At 72.6% G+C, this 14487-nt stretch carries 9 protein-coding genes; 5 read left to right on the top strand and 4 right to left on the bottom strand.

Annotated features, from left to right (window positions below; translation table 11 throughout):
* Positions 1-114: 114 nt before the first annotated feature.
* Entirely contained in the window at positions 115-3627 is a 3513-nt protein-coding gene (gene metH, locus AC5K6T_RS07825; protein WP_493206834.1) for a methionine synthase, read from the bottom strand.
* Positions 3628-4491: 864 nt separating this feature from the next.
* Between metH and AC5K6T_RS07820 the strand changes: the two genes are divergently transcribed.
* The 5 genes from AC5K6T_RS07820 to AC5K6T_RS07800 all read left to right on the top strand — a co-directional run bounded on the left by AC5K6T_RS07820 (position 4492) and on the right by AC5K6T_RS07800 (position 11181).
* On the top strand, positions 4492-5256 hold the full coding sequence (locus AC5K6T_RS07820) for an IclR family transcriptional regulator (protein ID WP_493206832.1): 765 nt from the start codon (positions 4492-4494) through the stop codon (positions 5254-5256).
* 496 nt (positions 5257-5752) lie between these two features.
* Positions 5753-6547 carry an MIP/aquaporin family protein gene (locus AC5K6T_RS07815; protein WP_493206830.1) on the top strand — a complete coding sequence of 265 codons (795 nt, stop codon included), beginning with the start codon at positions 5753-5755 and terminating at the stop codon, positions 6545-6547.
* Positions 6548-6699: 152 nt separating this feature from the next.
* Positions 6700-8238, top strand: coding sequence for a glycerol kinase GlpK (glpK, locus tag AC5K6T_RS07810; protein ID WP_493207408.1), 1539 nt, complete (start codon positions 6700-6702; stop codon positions 8236-8238).
* A 48-nt stretch (positions 8239-8286) separates the two neighbouring features.
* Complete coding sequence (locus tag AC5K6T_RS07805) at positions 8287-9915, top strand: glycerol-3-phosphate dehydrogenase/oxidase (protein ID WP_493206828.1); 1629 nt, start codon at positions 8287-8289, stop codon at positions 9913-9915.
* 285 nt (positions 9916-10200) lie between these two features.
* Positions 10201-11181: a PAC2 family protein gene (locus AC5K6T_RS07800; protein WP_493206826.1), complete on the top strand. Its 981-nt coding sequence runs from the start codon at positions 10201-10203 to the stop codon at positions 11179-11181.
* 338 nt (positions 11182-11519) lie between these two features.
* Here the strand turns inward: AC5K6T_RS07800 and mshC are convergent, their stop codons facing one another.
* The 3 genes from mshC to AC5K6T_RS07785 all read right to left on the bottom strand — a co-directional run bounded on the left by mshC (position 11520) and on the right by AC5K6T_RS07785 (position 14427).
* A complete protein-coding gene (gene mshC, locus AC5K6T_RS07795; RefSeq protein ID WP_493206824.1) occupies positions 11520-12749 on the bottom strand; it encodes a cysteine--1-D-myo-inosityl 2-amino-2-deoxy-alpha-D-glucopyranoside ligase in 1230 nt (409 codons plus the stop codon).
* A gap of 116 nt (positions 12750-12865) precedes the next feature.
* The gene (locus AC5K6T_RS07790) at positions 12866-13840 is read right to left on the bottom strand and encodes an SCO1664 family protein (protein ID WP_493206822.1); all 975 of its coding nucleotides are present in this window, start codon (positions 13838-13840) and stop codon (positions 12866-12868) included.
* A complete protein-coding gene (locus tag AC5K6T_RS07785; protein ID WP_493206820.1) occupies positions 13837-14427 on the bottom strand; it encodes a DUF3090 domain-containing protein in 591 nt (196 codons plus the stop codon). The genes AC5K6T_RS07790 and AC5K6T_RS07785 overlap by 4 nt, the downstream gene beginning before the upstream one ends.
* Positions 14428-14487: the final 60 nt, after the last annotated feature.

The raw sequence follows: 14487 nt of genomic DNA, 5'->3' as shown, positions 1-14487 counted from the left end.
GGCATCCGGTCGGGACCGGCGCCCGGTCCCGCCGTTCCCGGACCTGCCGTTCCCGGGCCCGCCGGGGCGGGTCCGGCAGAGGAACGCGGGGCGGGCCGGGGCGGGCGGGTCCGGTCAGCGGGCGTTGAAGTACTTCGCCTCGGGATGGTGGATGACGATGGCGTCGGTGGACTGCTCGGGGTGCAGCTGGAACTCCTCGGACAGCGTGACGCCGATCCGCTCGGGCCGCAGCAGGTCGGCGATCTTGGCGCGGTCCTCCAGGTCCGGGCAGGCGCCGTAGCCGAGCGAGAAGCGGGCGCCGCGGTACTTCAGGGCGAACATGTCTTCGATCTCGGCGGGGTCCTCTCCCCCGAAGCCGAGTTCGGCGCGCACCCGGGCGTGCCAGTACTCGGCGAGGGCCTCGGCCAGCTGGACGGACAGGCCGTGCAGTTCGAGGTAGTCGCGGTAGGCGTCGGAGGCGAAGAGGCGGGCGGTCTCGGCGCCGATGCGGGAGCCGACCGTGACCACCTGCAGGCCCACCACGTCCGTCTCCCCGGACTCCTCCGGGCGGAAGAAGTCGGCGAGGCACAGGCGGCGGCCACGGCGCTGGCGGGGGAAGGTGAAGCGGGTGCGCTCGTTGCCCTGCTCGTCCAGGATGATCAGGTCGTCGTCCTTGGACACGCACGGGAAGTAGCCGTGCACGACGGCCGCCTCCAGCAGGCCGTCGGTCTGCAGCCGGTCCAGCAGGCCGCGCAGCCGGGGCCGGCCCTCGGTCTCGACGAGTTCCTCGTACGTCGGGCCGTCGCCGGTGCGGGCCTGCTTCAGCCCCCACTGCCCCTTGAACAGGGCGCCCTCGTCGAGCCAGCCGGCGTACTCCTTGAGCTGGATGCCCCTGACGACGCGGGTGCCGAAGAACGGCGGGGTGGGGACGGGGTTGTCGGTGGCGACGTCGGAGCGTACGTGCCCCTCCTCGGGGTGTTCGGGGATCTCGACGGCGGCCGCGCGCACCCGGCGCTGCCGGAGCTCGGGGAGTGCGGCGCCGGGCACGCCGCGCTTGACGCCGATGAGGGCGTCCATCAGGCGCAGGCCCTCGAAGGCGTCGCGGGCGTAGCGGACCTCGCCCTCGTAGATCTCGTGCAGGTCCTGTTCGACGTAGGCGCGGGTGAGGGCGGCGCCGCCGAGGATGACGGGGTAGTCGGCGGCGAGGCCGCGGGAGTTGAGCTCCTCCAGGTTCTCCTTCATGATCACGGTGGACTTGACCAGGAGGCCGCTCATGCCGATCACGTCGGCGCGGTGTTCCTCGGCGGCGTCCAGGATCGCGGAGACGGGCTGTTTGATCCCGAGGTTGACGACGTTGTAGCCGTTGTTGGACAGGATGATGTCGACGAGGTTCTTGCCGATGTCGTGGACGTCGCCGCGGACGGTGGCGAGGACGATGGTGCCCTTGCCGGCCTCGTCGGTCTTCTCCATGTGGGGTTCGAGGTGGGCGACGGCGGTCTTCATGACCTCCGCGGACTGCAGCACGAAGGGGAGCTGCATCTGGCCGGAGCCGAACAGTTCGCCGACGACCTTCATGCCGTCCAGCAGGGTCTCGTTGACGATGTCGAGGGCGGGACGGTCCTGGAGGGCGGCGTCCAGGTCGGCTTCGAGGCCGTTCTTCTCGCCGTCGATGATGCGGCGCTTGAGGCGTTCGCCGAGCGGGAGGGCCGCGAGTTCCTCGGCCTTGCCGGCCTTCAGGGACTTCGCGGTGGCGCCCTCGAACAGGGCCATCAGCTTCTGCAGCGGGTCGTAGCCCTCGGCGCGCCGGTCGTGGATGAGGTCGAGGGCGGTGGTGACCTGCTCCTCGTCGAAGCGGGCGATCGGCAGGATCTTGCTGGCGTGGACGATCGCGGAGTCCAGGCCGGCCTTGACGCACTCGTCGAGGAAGACGGAGTTGAGCAGGATGCGGGCGGCCGGGTTGAGGCCGAAGGAGATGTTGGACAGGCCGAGGGTGGTCTGCACGGCGGGGTGGCGGCGCTTGAGCTCGCGGATCGCGTCGATGGTGGCGATGCCGTCGCGCCGGGACTCCTCCTGGCCGGTGCAGATGGTGAAGGTGAGGCAGTCGATGAGGATGTCCTCTTCGTGGATGCCCCAGGTGCCGGTGAGGTCGGCGATGAGCCGTTCGGCGATCTCGACCTTCTTCTCGGCGGTGCGGGCCTGGCCCTCCTCGTCGATGGTGAGGGCGATCAGCGCGGCGCCGTGTTCCCGCGCCAGGCGGGTGACCTGGGCGAACCGGGACCGGGGGCCGTCGCCGTCCTCGTAGTTCACCGAGTTGATCACGGCACGGCCGCCGAGCTTCTGCAGGCCGGCCCGGATGACGTCGACCTCGGTGGAGTCCAGCACGATGGGCAGGGTGGAGGCGGTGGCGAAGCGGCCGGCGAGTTCCTCCATGTCGGCGACGCCGTCGCGGCCGACGTAGTCCACGCACAGGTCGAGGAGGTGGGCGCCCTCGCGGATCTGCTCGCGGGCCATCTCCACGCAGTCGTCCCAGCGGCCCTCCAGCATGGCCTCGCGGAACTTCTTGGAGCCGTTGGCGTTGGTGCGCTCGCCGATCGCCAGGTACGAGGTGTCCTGGCGGAACGGGACGGTCTGGTACAGGGAGGCGGCGCCGGGCTCGGGGCGCGGGCTGCGTTCGACGGGGGCGAGGCCGCGGACGCGTTCGACGACCTGGCGCAGGTGCTCGGGGGTGGTGCCGCAGCAGCCGCCGACCAGGCTCAGGCCGTAGTCGCGGACGAAGTTCTGCTGGGCGTCCGCCAGCTCCGGCGCGGTCAGCGGGTAGTGGGCGCCGTCCGCGGTGAGCACCGGCAGGCCGGCGTTGGGCATGCAGGACAGCGCGATGCGGGAGTGCCGGGCGAGGTAGCGCAGGTGCTCGCTCATCTCGGCGGGGCCGGTGGCGCAGTTCAGGCCGATCATGTCGATGCCGAGCGGCTCCAGGGCCGTCAGGGCGGCGCCGATCTCGGAGCCCAGCAGCATGGTGCCGGTGGTCTCGACGGTGACGGAGACGATCAGCGGTACGTCGTAGCCGGCCGTGTCCATGGCGCGGCGGGCGGCGATGACGGAGGCCTTGGTCTGGAGGAGGTCCTGGGTGGTCTCCACGAGCAGGGCGTCGGCGCCGCCGGCGAGCAGGCCCTCCGCGTTCTGCTGGTAGGCGTCGCGGATGGCGGTGAACGTGGTGTGGCCGAGCGTGGGGAGCTTGGTGCCGGGGCCCATCGAGCCGAGCACCCAGCGCTGCTGCCCGGTGCGCCGGGTGAAGTCGTCGGCGGACTCGCGGGCGACGCGGGCACCGGCTTCGGACAGCTCCGTGATGCGGTCGGCGATGTCGTACTCGCCGAGGGCGCTGAGGTTGGCGCCGAAGGTGTTGGTCTCGACGCAGTCGACACCGGCCTCGAAGTACGCCGCGTGGACGGAGCGCACGATGTCGGGGCGGGTGGCGTTGAGGACCTCGTTGCAGCCTTCCAGCTGCTGGAAGTCCTCCAGGGTCGGGTCCTGGGCCTGGAGCATGGTGCCCATGGCTCCGTCGGCGACCACCACACGGGTGGCGAGGGCCTGTCGGAGCGCGGACGCACGGGCCCGGCTGTCGGCGGAAGGGGTCGGCGGCACAGAGGCCATGAAGGGCTCCCTCGAGTGCGACGGCTGTCGGCTTTGCGCCCCTTGCGGCGGGGGCTCATGGGGAGCCTGCCGAGGAGGGCGCACGTGGCCAGGGTAGCCGGGAGTCCCGTCCGCTGGTCAGGGGCGTCCACCACGCGGACGAGCGGCCGTGTCGCCCCGCGGGGTGACACGGCAGGTGACGGGCGGGGGGCGGATGCACCACCATGTGGCGACCGGGTGGTGGCCGAGGGCGCTCGGCCGGGCGGCCGGGCGGGGGATGAGCGCGGGTGTGCGGGGGTGGGAGGCCTTCGGGGGACGCTCCGGGAGCGGCCGGGTGACGTGCCGGGCGGCCGGCGGCCGGCGGACGGCGTCCGGCGTCCGGCGTCCGGGCGACGGCCCGGCGGGGACCGGACAGCGGCCCGGCGAGGCCCGGACTGGGGCCCGGACTGGGGCCCGGACTGGGGCCCGGGCGGTCCGGTCGGTGGCCCGGCGGCCCCGGTCGGCCTCCGGTCACCGGGCGGCCGGAGGAGGTCGTGCGGGGGTCCGTCCGTGCGGACCATTGGCGGTGGATGACCACGGACCGGTAGTGTTCGACATTGCCGAACGAGGGACACGGTCGAGCGGTGTCGCCGACGTCGGCCGAAGACACCGCCGGACACCGTCGGAGGGCCGCCGGACACCGTCGGCGGCCGTCGGAGGCCGCCGGAGGCCGGCACACGGACGGCGGAACGCCGGCGGAGGAACGACGGAGCCCCCGCGATCGGCAGCGCCGCCGGACGGCGGCGGCCAGGAAGCCGCCGGACGCACCCGGCGACGAGGACAAGGCCGGCCGCGGCAGGGCAGCAGCACGGCTCGGCGGCCGAAGGGGACGGAGGCAGGACGGCGATGGCACGGAACATCCAGTCGCTGGAGCGGGCGGCGGCGATGCTGCGGTTGCTCGCGGGCGGCGAGCGGCGGCTGGGCCTGTCGGACATCGCCTCCGCACTGGGCCTCGCCAAGGGCACCGCACACGGCATCCTGCGCACCCTCCAGCAGGAGGGCTTCGTGGAGCAGGACGACGCCTCGGGCCGCTACCAGCTGGGCGCGGAGCTGCTGCGTCTGGGCACGACCTATCTGGATGTGCACGAGCTGCGGGCGCGGGCGCTGGTGTGGACGGACGATCTGGCCCGGTCCAGCGGCGAGAGCGTGTATCTGGGGGTTCTGCACCAGCAGGGCGTGCTGATCGTGCACCACGTGTTCCGTCCGGACGACAGCCGGCAGGTGCTGGAGATCGGGGCGATGCAGCCGCTGCACTCCACGGCGCTCGGCAAGGTGCTGTCGGCGTACGACCCGGTGGCGCACAGCGAGGCGATCGAGGCCGACCGGAAGGCCTTCACCGATCGCACGGTGTGCGACCTGGGGGCCTTCGAGCAGATTCTCGACCTGACCCGCGCGCGGGGGTACGCCGCGGACGTGGAGGAGACGTGGGAGGGCGTGGCGTCCGTCGCGGCGCCGATCCACGACCGGCGGCGCATGCCGGTGGGCGCGGTGGGGGTCACGGGCGCCGTGGAGCGGCTGGCCCGCGACGGTGACCTGCGGCCCGAGCTGATCGCGGCGGTGCGGGACTGCGCCCGGGCGGTGTCCCGGGATCTGGGCGCGGGACGCTTCTGACCAGCGCCTTCGGGGGCGCGGCGGCGAGAGACGAGGCCGGGACGCAGTACGGCGTCCCGGCCTTCGGCCTACTCTGATATTCCACGCTATTCCACCTGAGAAGGACATAGCGGCCTGATCGGCGGGAAACCCGCCCCACCGCGGTCGGACGGGTCGACGGCCACCCCCGTCTCCGCGGCCCCGTCCGCGGACGTCCACGGACGGCCTCGGCCCCGGCCCCGGCCCCGTCGATGACGGCCTCCACGGCCACATGAACATCGATAGGCACGTTCGATCAATAACGATCAGGTTTTCGATAACAGAACCCTTGACTCACGCGTGACGCCGGAGCAAGACTCCCGTCCATCGGTCGGCATTGTCGAACACCTACCGGCAATACGCGCTAGAGTGTGACAACGCCAAGGGACCGGAACAGCGCTCACCCCCTGAGGGCGCAGCATCCCCCGAAGGGACTCGGGACGCTGCTTCCCCTGGACGAAGGACAAAGGAGTCGCGGGTGTCCAGCTCCGACATCTTCATCGGCGAGACCATCGGTACCGCCCTGCTCATCCTGCTCGGCGGCGGCGTCTGCGCCGCCGTGACACTGAAGGCCTCCAAGGCCCGCAACGCCGGCTGGCTCGCCATCACCTTCGGGTGGGGCTTCGCCGTCATGACGGCGGTGTACACCAGCGCGCCGCTGTCCGGCGCACACCTCAACCCGGCGGTCACGCTCGCCATCGCGATCAAGGACAACGCCTGGAGCAACGTCGCCACCTACTGGAGCGGCCAGCTGCTGGGCGCCATGATCGGCGCGACGCTGGTCTGGCTCGCCTACTACGGCCAGTTCCAGGCCCACCTGACCGACCGGGAGATCGTCGGCGGTCCGGGCGCGCAGGCCACGGCGACCAAGGCCGTGGAGGCACAGGAGAAGGGCGCCGGCCCGGTCCTGGGCATCTTCTCCACGGGTCCGGAGATCCGGAACGCGGTGCAGAACCTCGGCACCGAGATCATCGGCACCGTCGTGCTGGTGCTGGCGGTCCTGACCCAGGGGCTGAACGACAGCGGCAACGGCCTGGGCACCCTGGGCGCCCTGATCACCGCGTTCGTCGTGGTCGCCATCGGTCTGTCGCTCGGCGGCCCGACCGGGTACGCGATCAACCCGGCCCGCGACCTCGGTCCGCGGATCGTGCACTCCCTGCTGCCCCTGCCCAACAAGGGCGGCTCCGACTGGAGCTACGCCTGGGTCCCCGTCGCCGGTCCGCTGATCGGCGCGGCGATCGCCGCGGGCATCTACAAGGCCGCGTTCGCATAGCAGAGCCGCCGCACGAGCCAAGCTGTCACAGAGCACGTCGAGCTGACCGCACGCGCCGTACGCAGCACGCGCCGTACGCAGCACGCGCCGTACGAACCGCCCCGAATACCTAGGACCTTCAGGAGCACACAGTGACCGACGCCCACGCCGGTATCTCCTCCCACGGGCACGGCCCGTTCATCGCCGCCATCGACCAGGGCACGACCTCCAGCCGCTGCATCGTCTTCGACCGGGACGGCCGTATCGTCTCCGTCGACCAGAAGGAGCACGAGCAGATCTTCCCGAAGCCGGGCTGGGTCGAGCACAACGCCTCCGAGATCTGGACCAACGTCCAGGAGGTCGTCGCCGGAGCCGTCGCCAAGGCCGGCATCACCCGCGACGACATCAAGGCCATCGGTATCACCAACCAGCGCGAGACGACCGTGCTGTGGGACAAGAACACCGGTGAGCCCGTCCACAACGCCATCGTCTGGCAGGACACCCGCACCGACGCCCTGTGCCGGGAGCTCGGCCGCAACGTCGGCCAGGACCGCTTCCGCCGGGAGACCGGCCTGCCGCTGGCCTCCTACTTCGCCGGGCCGAAGGCCCGCTGGCTGCTGGACAACGTCGAGGGCCTGCGCGAGCGCGCCGAGGCCGGGGACATCCTCTTCGGCACCATGGACACCTGGGTCATCTGGAACCTGACCGGCGGTGTCGACGGCGGCCACCACGTCACCGACGTCACCAACGCGTCCCGCACCATGCTGATGAACCTGCACACGATGCAGTGGGACGACAAGATCGCCGAGTCGATCGGCGTGCCCCTGGCGATGCTCCCGGAGATCCGCTCCTCCGCCGAGGTGTACGGCGAGATCACCGGCGGCAGCCTCGGCGAACTGCTCGGCGGCATCCCGGTCGCCTCCGCGCTCGGTGACCAGCAGGCGGCGCTGTTCGGCCAGACCTGCTTCTCGGAGGGCGAGACCAAGTCGACCTACGGCACCGGCACCTTCATGGTGATGAACACCGGTGACAAGATCATCAACTCCTACAGCGGTCTGCTGACCACCGTCGGCTACAAGATCGGCGACCAGGACACCGTGTACGCCCTGGAGGGCTCGATCGCGGTCACCGGCTCGCTGGTGCAGTGGATGCGGGACCAGATGGGCCTGATCTCCACCGCGGCGGAGATCGAGACGCTCGCGCTGTCCGTCGAGGACAACGGCGGCGCCTACTTCGTGCCGGCGTTCTCGGGCCTGTTCGCCCCGTACTGGCGTTCCGACGCCCGCGGTGTGATCGCCGGTCTGACCCGGTACGTGACGAAGGCGCACCTGGCGCGTGCCGTGCTGGAGGCCACCGCCTGGCAGACGCGGGAGATCGCCGACGCCATGACGAAGGACTCCGGCGTCGAGCTGACCGCGCTCAAGGTCGACGGCGGCATGACCTCCAACAACCTGCTCATGCAGACGCTCTCGGACTTCCTGGACGCGCCCGTGGTGCGCCCGATGGTCGCCGAGACCACCTGCCTGGGCGCCGCCTACGCCGCCGGCCTCGCCGTCGGCTTCTGGAACAGCACCGACGACCTGCGTGCCAACTGGCGCCGGGCCGCCGAGTGGACCCCCCGCATGGACGCGGAGACCCGCGACCGTGAGTACAAGAGCTGGCTCAAGGCCGTCGAGCGGACCATGGGCTGGCTCGACGAGGACGAGAGCTGAGGGAACCACCCGTCCCTCCGCGACTCTGATGAGGAGTAGTAACCCCACATGACCAGTCAGTCCACCCTGCAGTCCGTGCCTGCCCTGGGGACGCGCCCGGCTTCCGGTTCGAACGCGAGCCGAGCCGAGACCCGGGAGCAGCTCTCCAAGGCGTCGTTCGACCTTCTCGTCATCGGCGGCGGCATCCTGGGCATCTCCACCGCCTGGCATGCCGCGCAGTCCGGGCTCAGGGTGGCCCTGGTCGACGCCGGCGACTTCGCCGGTGCCACCTCCTCCGCCTCCTCCAAGCTGCTCCACGGCGGTCTGCGCTACCTGCAGACCGGCGCGGTGAAGCTGGTGGCGGAGAACCACTTCGAGCGCCGTGCGGTCTCCCGCCAGGTGGCGCCCCACCTGGCGAACCCGCTCACGTTCTACCTCCCCGTGTACAAGGGCGGGCCGCACGGCGCGGCGAAACTCGGGGCCGGAGTGTTCGCGTACTCGATGCTGTCGGCGTTCGGTGACGGGGTGGGGCACCTGCTCTCCCCCGCCCGGGCGGCGGCGGACGTGCCGGAGCTGCGCACCGACAACCTGAAGGCCGTGGCCGTGTACGGCGACGACCAGATGAACGACGCGCGGATGGCGCTGATGACGGTCCGGGCGGCCGTCGAGGCGGGCGCGGCCGTGCTCAACCACGCCGAGGTGACCGGGCTGCGGTTCACCAAGGGCCGGGTGACGGGCGCGGAACTGAGGGACCGTCTGTCGGGCGAGGAGTTCGGGGTGAGCGCCCGGCTGGTGCTGAACGCCACCGGCCCGTGGGTGGACCACCTGCGCCGGATGGAGGACCCGAACGCGGCGCCGTCGATCCGGCTGTCGAAGGGCGCGCACCTGGTGCTCAAGCGCACCGCGCCGTGGAAGGCGGCGCTGGCCACGCCGATCGACAAGTACCGCATCACGTTCGCCCTGCCGTGGGAGGACATGCTGCTGCTGGGCACCACGGACGAGGAGTACGAGGGCGAGCCGGGCGAGGTCGCGGTCGAGGACAAGGACATAGCCCAGATCCTGGACGAGGCCGCGTTCTCCATCCGGGACCAGCAGCTGGACCGGGATCTGATCACGTACGCGTTCGCGGGTCTGCGGGTGCTGCCGGGCGGTCCGGGCGACACCGCGAAGGCCAAGCGCGAGACGGTGGTGACCGAGGGCCGGGGCGGCATGCTGTCCGTGGCGGGCGGCAAGTGGACGACGTTCCGCCACATCGGCCGCACGGTGATGCAGAAGCTGGAGTCGCTGCCGGGCCGTCCGCTGGGCGAGGACTTCGAGCCGATCGCGTCGCTGCCGAAGAAGCTGCCGCTGCCGGGGGTCGCGAACCCGCGTGCGGTGGCCCACCGGCTGCTGGTGGACGGGCCGGCGCCGGGTCCGCGGATGGCCGCGGACACCGCCCGCCACCTGGCCACGCACTACGGTTCGCTGGCGTTCGACATCGCCCGGCTGGCGAACGAGCACCCCGAGCTGGCCGAGCGGGTCCACCCCGACGCTCCGGAGATCTGGGCCCAGGTGGTGTGGGCCCGGGACCACGAGTGGGCCGAGACCGCGGACGACGTGCTGCGCCGCCGCACCACCCTGACCATCCGCGGCCTGGCCACGGACGAGGTGCGGGGCAGGGTCGAGGACGTACTCGGCGGGAAGCCGGGCGAGAAGTAGGGCCGCAGGACGAGGGTCTGACGGCCGGACGGCCCTGCCACCGCCCGAGGGGCGGCTCCCCGCACGGACACCGTTGGCCAACGGTGTCCCCGCACGGAGCCGCCCCTCGGGCCTGCCCGGTGGCCGACGGCGACGCCCGCACCGGTGATCGTCGCAGGGGTGTCCAAGGGTGGCGGACGGGGCAGTGATCCGTTCACTGCCCCTGTGCCGGGGGGCTGCGGGCGTACCCGCCGAACGCCGTAAGGTTGGGACGTCAAGCGAGGGCTCGTCGGAAGGAGGCGCTGGGTGATCGAGCTGGAGGGAGTTCCCGAGCTGATCGACCCAGTCATGGTGGCAGCGTTCGAGGGCTGGAACGATGCCGGCGACGCCGCCTCCACCGCGGTCGCACATCTGGAACGGGAGTGGAAGGGCGAGGTGTTCGCGGCGCTGGACGCCGAGGACTACTACGACTTCCAGGTGAACCGGCCCACGGTGTTCACGGACGCCGGTGTGCGCAAGATCACTTGGCCGACGACAAGGTTGTCGGTGGTGCGGGTCGGCGGCGAGAAGCCGCGGGACCTGGTCCTGGTGCGCGGCATCGAACCGTCCATGCGCTGGCGCTCGTTCTGCAACGAGCTGCTCGGTTTCGCCCATGAACTGGGCGTGGAGCTGGTGGTGGTGCTGGGCGCGCTGCTCGGCGACACCCCGCACACCCGGCCGGTGCCGATCAGCGGGACCACGTCCGATCCTGACGTGGCGCGGCGGATGGACCTGGAGGAGACCAAGTACGAGGGTCCGACGGGCATCGTCGGCGTGCTCCAGGAGGCGTGCACGCACGCCGGGGTGCCGGCGGTGTCGCTGTGGGCGGCCGTGCCGCACTACGTGTCGCAGCCGCCGAACCCGAAGGCGACGCTGGCGCTGCTGAACCGGCTGGAGGACCTGATCGACGTCCGTATCCCGCTGGGCGAGCTGCCCGAGGACGCGCGGGCCTGGCAGGTCGGCGTGGACCAGCTGGCCGCGGAGGACAGCGAGGTCGCGGAGTACGTCCAGACGCTGGAGGAGGCGCGGGACACCGCGGAGCTGCCGGAGGCGTCGGGGGAGGCGATCGCCCGCGAGTTCGAGCGGTACCTGCGCCGCCGGGACGGCGGAGGCGGCACGCCGGGCGGGCATGCCACGGAGGGCGACGGGCCCCCCTACCGGAAGGACGGCCCCGGTCCCGGGGAGCGGACCCGTCCGCCGAAGCCGCCGAAGCCGGGCCCGGACGACGGGGACGCGGCAGACGACTGACCCTCCGACGGGCGGCGGTCTCCCACGGACCGGCTCCGCGGGGGACCGCCGCCCGATCGGACGCGGTCCGTCCCGGCGGACGCCGCGCACGTGAACAGGGCGCCTGCGGGCCGGAGTTCCGGCCCGCAGGCGCCCTGTCCGGTGCTCGTGGGCAGACCGGGGCCTGTGCCGGCCGGGGCGTCGTCCGCCCCGACGGCGGTTCCGCGCCGTCCGGTCGGTGCACCGGACGGCGCAGGACCGGACCGTCCGCGTACCGGGCGTACATGGACGGTCCCGACAGCGCGGCGGGCGCCGTCCCCAGGAGCGTCGCCGGCCGGACGGGGCTCCCGGTACGCGCCCTACAGGGCCACGCCCAGCAGGGCGTCGACGGCGCGGGAGACGACGCCGGGGGCGCCGGTGTCGGTGCCGCCCCGCTGCTGCTGCGCGGCGGCCCAGCGGTCGACCGCGGCGAGCGCGGCCGGGGCGTCGAGGTCGTCGGCGAGGGCGTCGCGGATCTCCTCCACCAGGGCGTCGGCGGCGGGCCCGTCGGGCCGGGAGACGGCGGCGCGCCAGCGGCCGAGCCGCTCCACGGCGTCCCGCAGGACCTGGTCGGTCCACTCCCAGTCGGCGCGGTAGTGGTGGGCGAGCAGGCCGAGCCGGATCGCGGCCGGGTCGACGCCCTCCCGGCGCAGCGCGGACACGAAGACCAGGTTGCCCTTGGACTTCGACATCTTCTCGCCGTGCAGGGCGACCATGCCGGCGTGGACGTACGCCTTGGCCATGGGGAACTCGCCGGTCAGCACCTGGGCGTGGGAGGCGCCCATCTCGTGGTGCGGGAAGGCGAGGTCGGAGCCGCCGCCCTGGACGTCGAAGCCCATGCCGAGGTGGTCGAGGGCGATGGCGACGCACTCGATGTGCCAGCCGGGGCGTCCCGGTCCCAGGGAGCGGCCGTCCCAGCTGGGCTCCCCCTCACGGGCGGCCATCCACAGCATCGGGTCCAGCGGGTTCTTCTTGCCCGGGCGGTCCGGGTCGCCGCCGCGTTCGGCGGACAGCAGCCGCATGGCGGCCGCGTCGAGGCCGGAGACCTGCCCGAAGTGCGGGTCGGCCTCGACGGAGAAGTAGGTGTCGCCCTCCAGCTCGTAGGCGGCGCCCGCGTCCCGGAGGCGTTCGACGAGCGGAACGATGCCGGGTATGGCCTCGACGGCGCCGATGTAGTGCTGCGGGGGCAGCATCCGCAGGGCGGTCATGTCCTCGCGGAAGAGGGCCGTCTGCTGCTCGGCGAGCGCGACCCAGTCGACGTCGTCGCGCCGGGCCCGCTCCAGGAGCGGGTCGTCGACGTCGGTGACGTTCTGGACGTAGTGGACCTGCCGCTTGGTGTCCAGCCACACGCGCTGGACGAGGTCGAACGCGTTGTAGGTCGCCGCGTGCCCCAGGTGGGTGGCGTCGTACGGCGTGATGCCGCAGACGTAGATACGGGCGACGGGACCGGGCTCCAGGGTGACGGGCTCACCGGTCGCGGTGTCGTGGATCCTGAGGTCGCGGCCCTGACCGGGCAGGGCGGGGACCTCGGAAGCGGGCCAGGCATGCATGCCCCGAGCCTAACCGGACTGGAGTTCCGGATACGAACCGGATCGGGCCAGGTGGCGCCGGGATCGGGCCACCGCACGGCTCGGACGGCCCTCCTGCCCGGCGCGCCGGAGCCTGCTCAGACCGGCGGCCAGGGGATGGCCGGCCACGCGCCGGAGGGCTCGGGGTGGGTCCCGGACGTCAGCAGCGCGTCGACCCGGGCGCGGGTGGCGTCGATCTCGTCGGGGGTGAGCAGGGGGACGAGCCGCGCGGTGAGGGGCCCGTCGGCCGCGAGGGACTCCCTGAGCCCCTTCAGGACGGTCAGCGCCTCCTCGGTCAGCGGCTCCCCCGCCCAGCCCCACAGCAGGGTGCGCAGCTTGTTCTCGACGTGGAAGGAGACGCCGTGGTCGATGCCGTAGAGGCGTCCGTCGGCGGCGGGCAGCAGGTGACCGCCCTTGCGGTCGGCGTTGTTGATCACCGCGTCGAGGACGGCGAGGCGGCGCAGCCGTTCGTCGTCGCCGTGCACCAGCAGAGCCGTGCGGCCCTCCCCCACGTCGGCGAAGCCGACGGCCTTCCACCCGGGGGCGGGCGTGTCGCCGTCGACGAGGGCGAGCAGCCCGGTGTCCTCGGTCGCCTCGGGCGCCTCGACCCAGATCTGGACCATGCCCTCGCCGTAGGGTCCGTCGCGCAGCACGGTGGGGGGCACGAGGTGCCAGCCGGTGGCCTCGGAGACCTCGTGGGCGGCCACCTCACGCTGGGCGAGCGTGCCGTCGGGGAAGTCCCACAGCGGGCGCTCCCCGGCGACGGGCTTGTACACGCAGGGGACGCCAGGGGCGTCGGGGACGCCGGGGACGCCGGGGACGTCGGACGGGTACTGCGGACCCGGTCCGCCGGGTGCGCCGGGGACGCCGGGCCCGTGGGGCGCGCCGGGCGCGACCGGAACGCCGTGGCCGTCCGCTGCGCCCGGTCCGCCGGGTGTGCCGGGTGTGCCGGGTGTGCCGGGTGCGCCGGGTGTCTGCGGGGCGAGGGTGCAGTACAGCGCGGCGTTGGAGGCCTCGCGCAGGCGGCCGCGCACGGTGAGCTCGCCCCGGGCGAGCAGGTCCGCCGGGGTCATGCTCCGCGGCGGTATCCGTTCTGGCGCGGACATACGTGTCCTTCCGGGTCGAGCGGGAGGCTGCACAGCGGACAGGGCGGCCGGCCGGCGTTGACGACGTCGAGGGCCCGCTTGGCGAAGGCGCGGGCCTGCGTGCCGGTGAGCCGGACCCGCAGCATCGGGGGGCCGTTCTCCTCGTCCTGCAGGAGCCGTTCCTCCGCCTCGGCGAGGTCCTCCTCGGAGTCGGCCTCGAGTTCGACCAGGGCCTGCGCCTCGACGATCATGCGCTGCTCCTCGCCGTCCCAGGCGAGGGCCATGGTGCCGACCCGGAACTCCTCCTCGACGGGGGTGTCCAGGGGGCCGGTGTCGGAGATCTCCGAGGGCGCCATGGCGGGCACCGAGGCGCTGCCGCCGCTGCGCCGGACGACCTCGTCCAGCAGTTCGTCCATGCGTTCGGCGAGCGCGGCGACCTGGGTCTTCTCCAGGGCCACGCTGGTCACCCGGGAGCCGGCGGTGGCCTGGAGGAAGAACGTACGGCGCCCTGGCAGTCCGACCGTGCCGGCCACGAAGCGGTCCGGCGGGTCGTAGAGGAACACCTGACGGGACACGTCCAGCTCCAAGAATCGTGGTGGGCGATCGGGGTGCTACTGCGACCGCTTCACCCTACT

This window comes from Streptomyces sp. B8-7 (assembly GCF_058833805.1).
The sequence above is the reverse complement of the archived record's forward strand: the minus strand, read 5'-3'. Positions and strand labels throughout refer to the sequence as shown.

Bases quoted from the DNA above. Each gene is read 5' to 3' on its own strand.
- metH (WP_493206834.1), bottom strand. From the start codon at position 3,627: ATGGCCTCTGTGCCGCCGACCCCTTCCGCCGACAGCCGGGCCCGTGCG.
- AC5K6T_RS07820 (WP_493206832.1), top strand. From the start codon at position 4,492: ATGGCACGGAACATCCAGTCGCTGGAGCGGGCGGCGGCGATGCTGCGG.
- AC5K6T_RS07805 (WP_493206828.1), top strand. From the start codon at position 8,287: ATGACCAGTCAGTCCACCCTGCAGTCCGTGCCTGCCCTGGGGACGCGC.
- mshC (WP_493206824.1), bottom strand. From the start codon at position 12,749: ATGCATGCCTGGCCCGCTTCCGAGGTCCCCGCCCTGCCCGGTCAGGGC.
- AC5K6T_RS07790 (WP_493206822.1), bottom strand. From the start codon at position 13,840: ATGACCCCGGCGGACCTGCTCGCCCGGGGCGAGCTCACCGTGCGCGGC.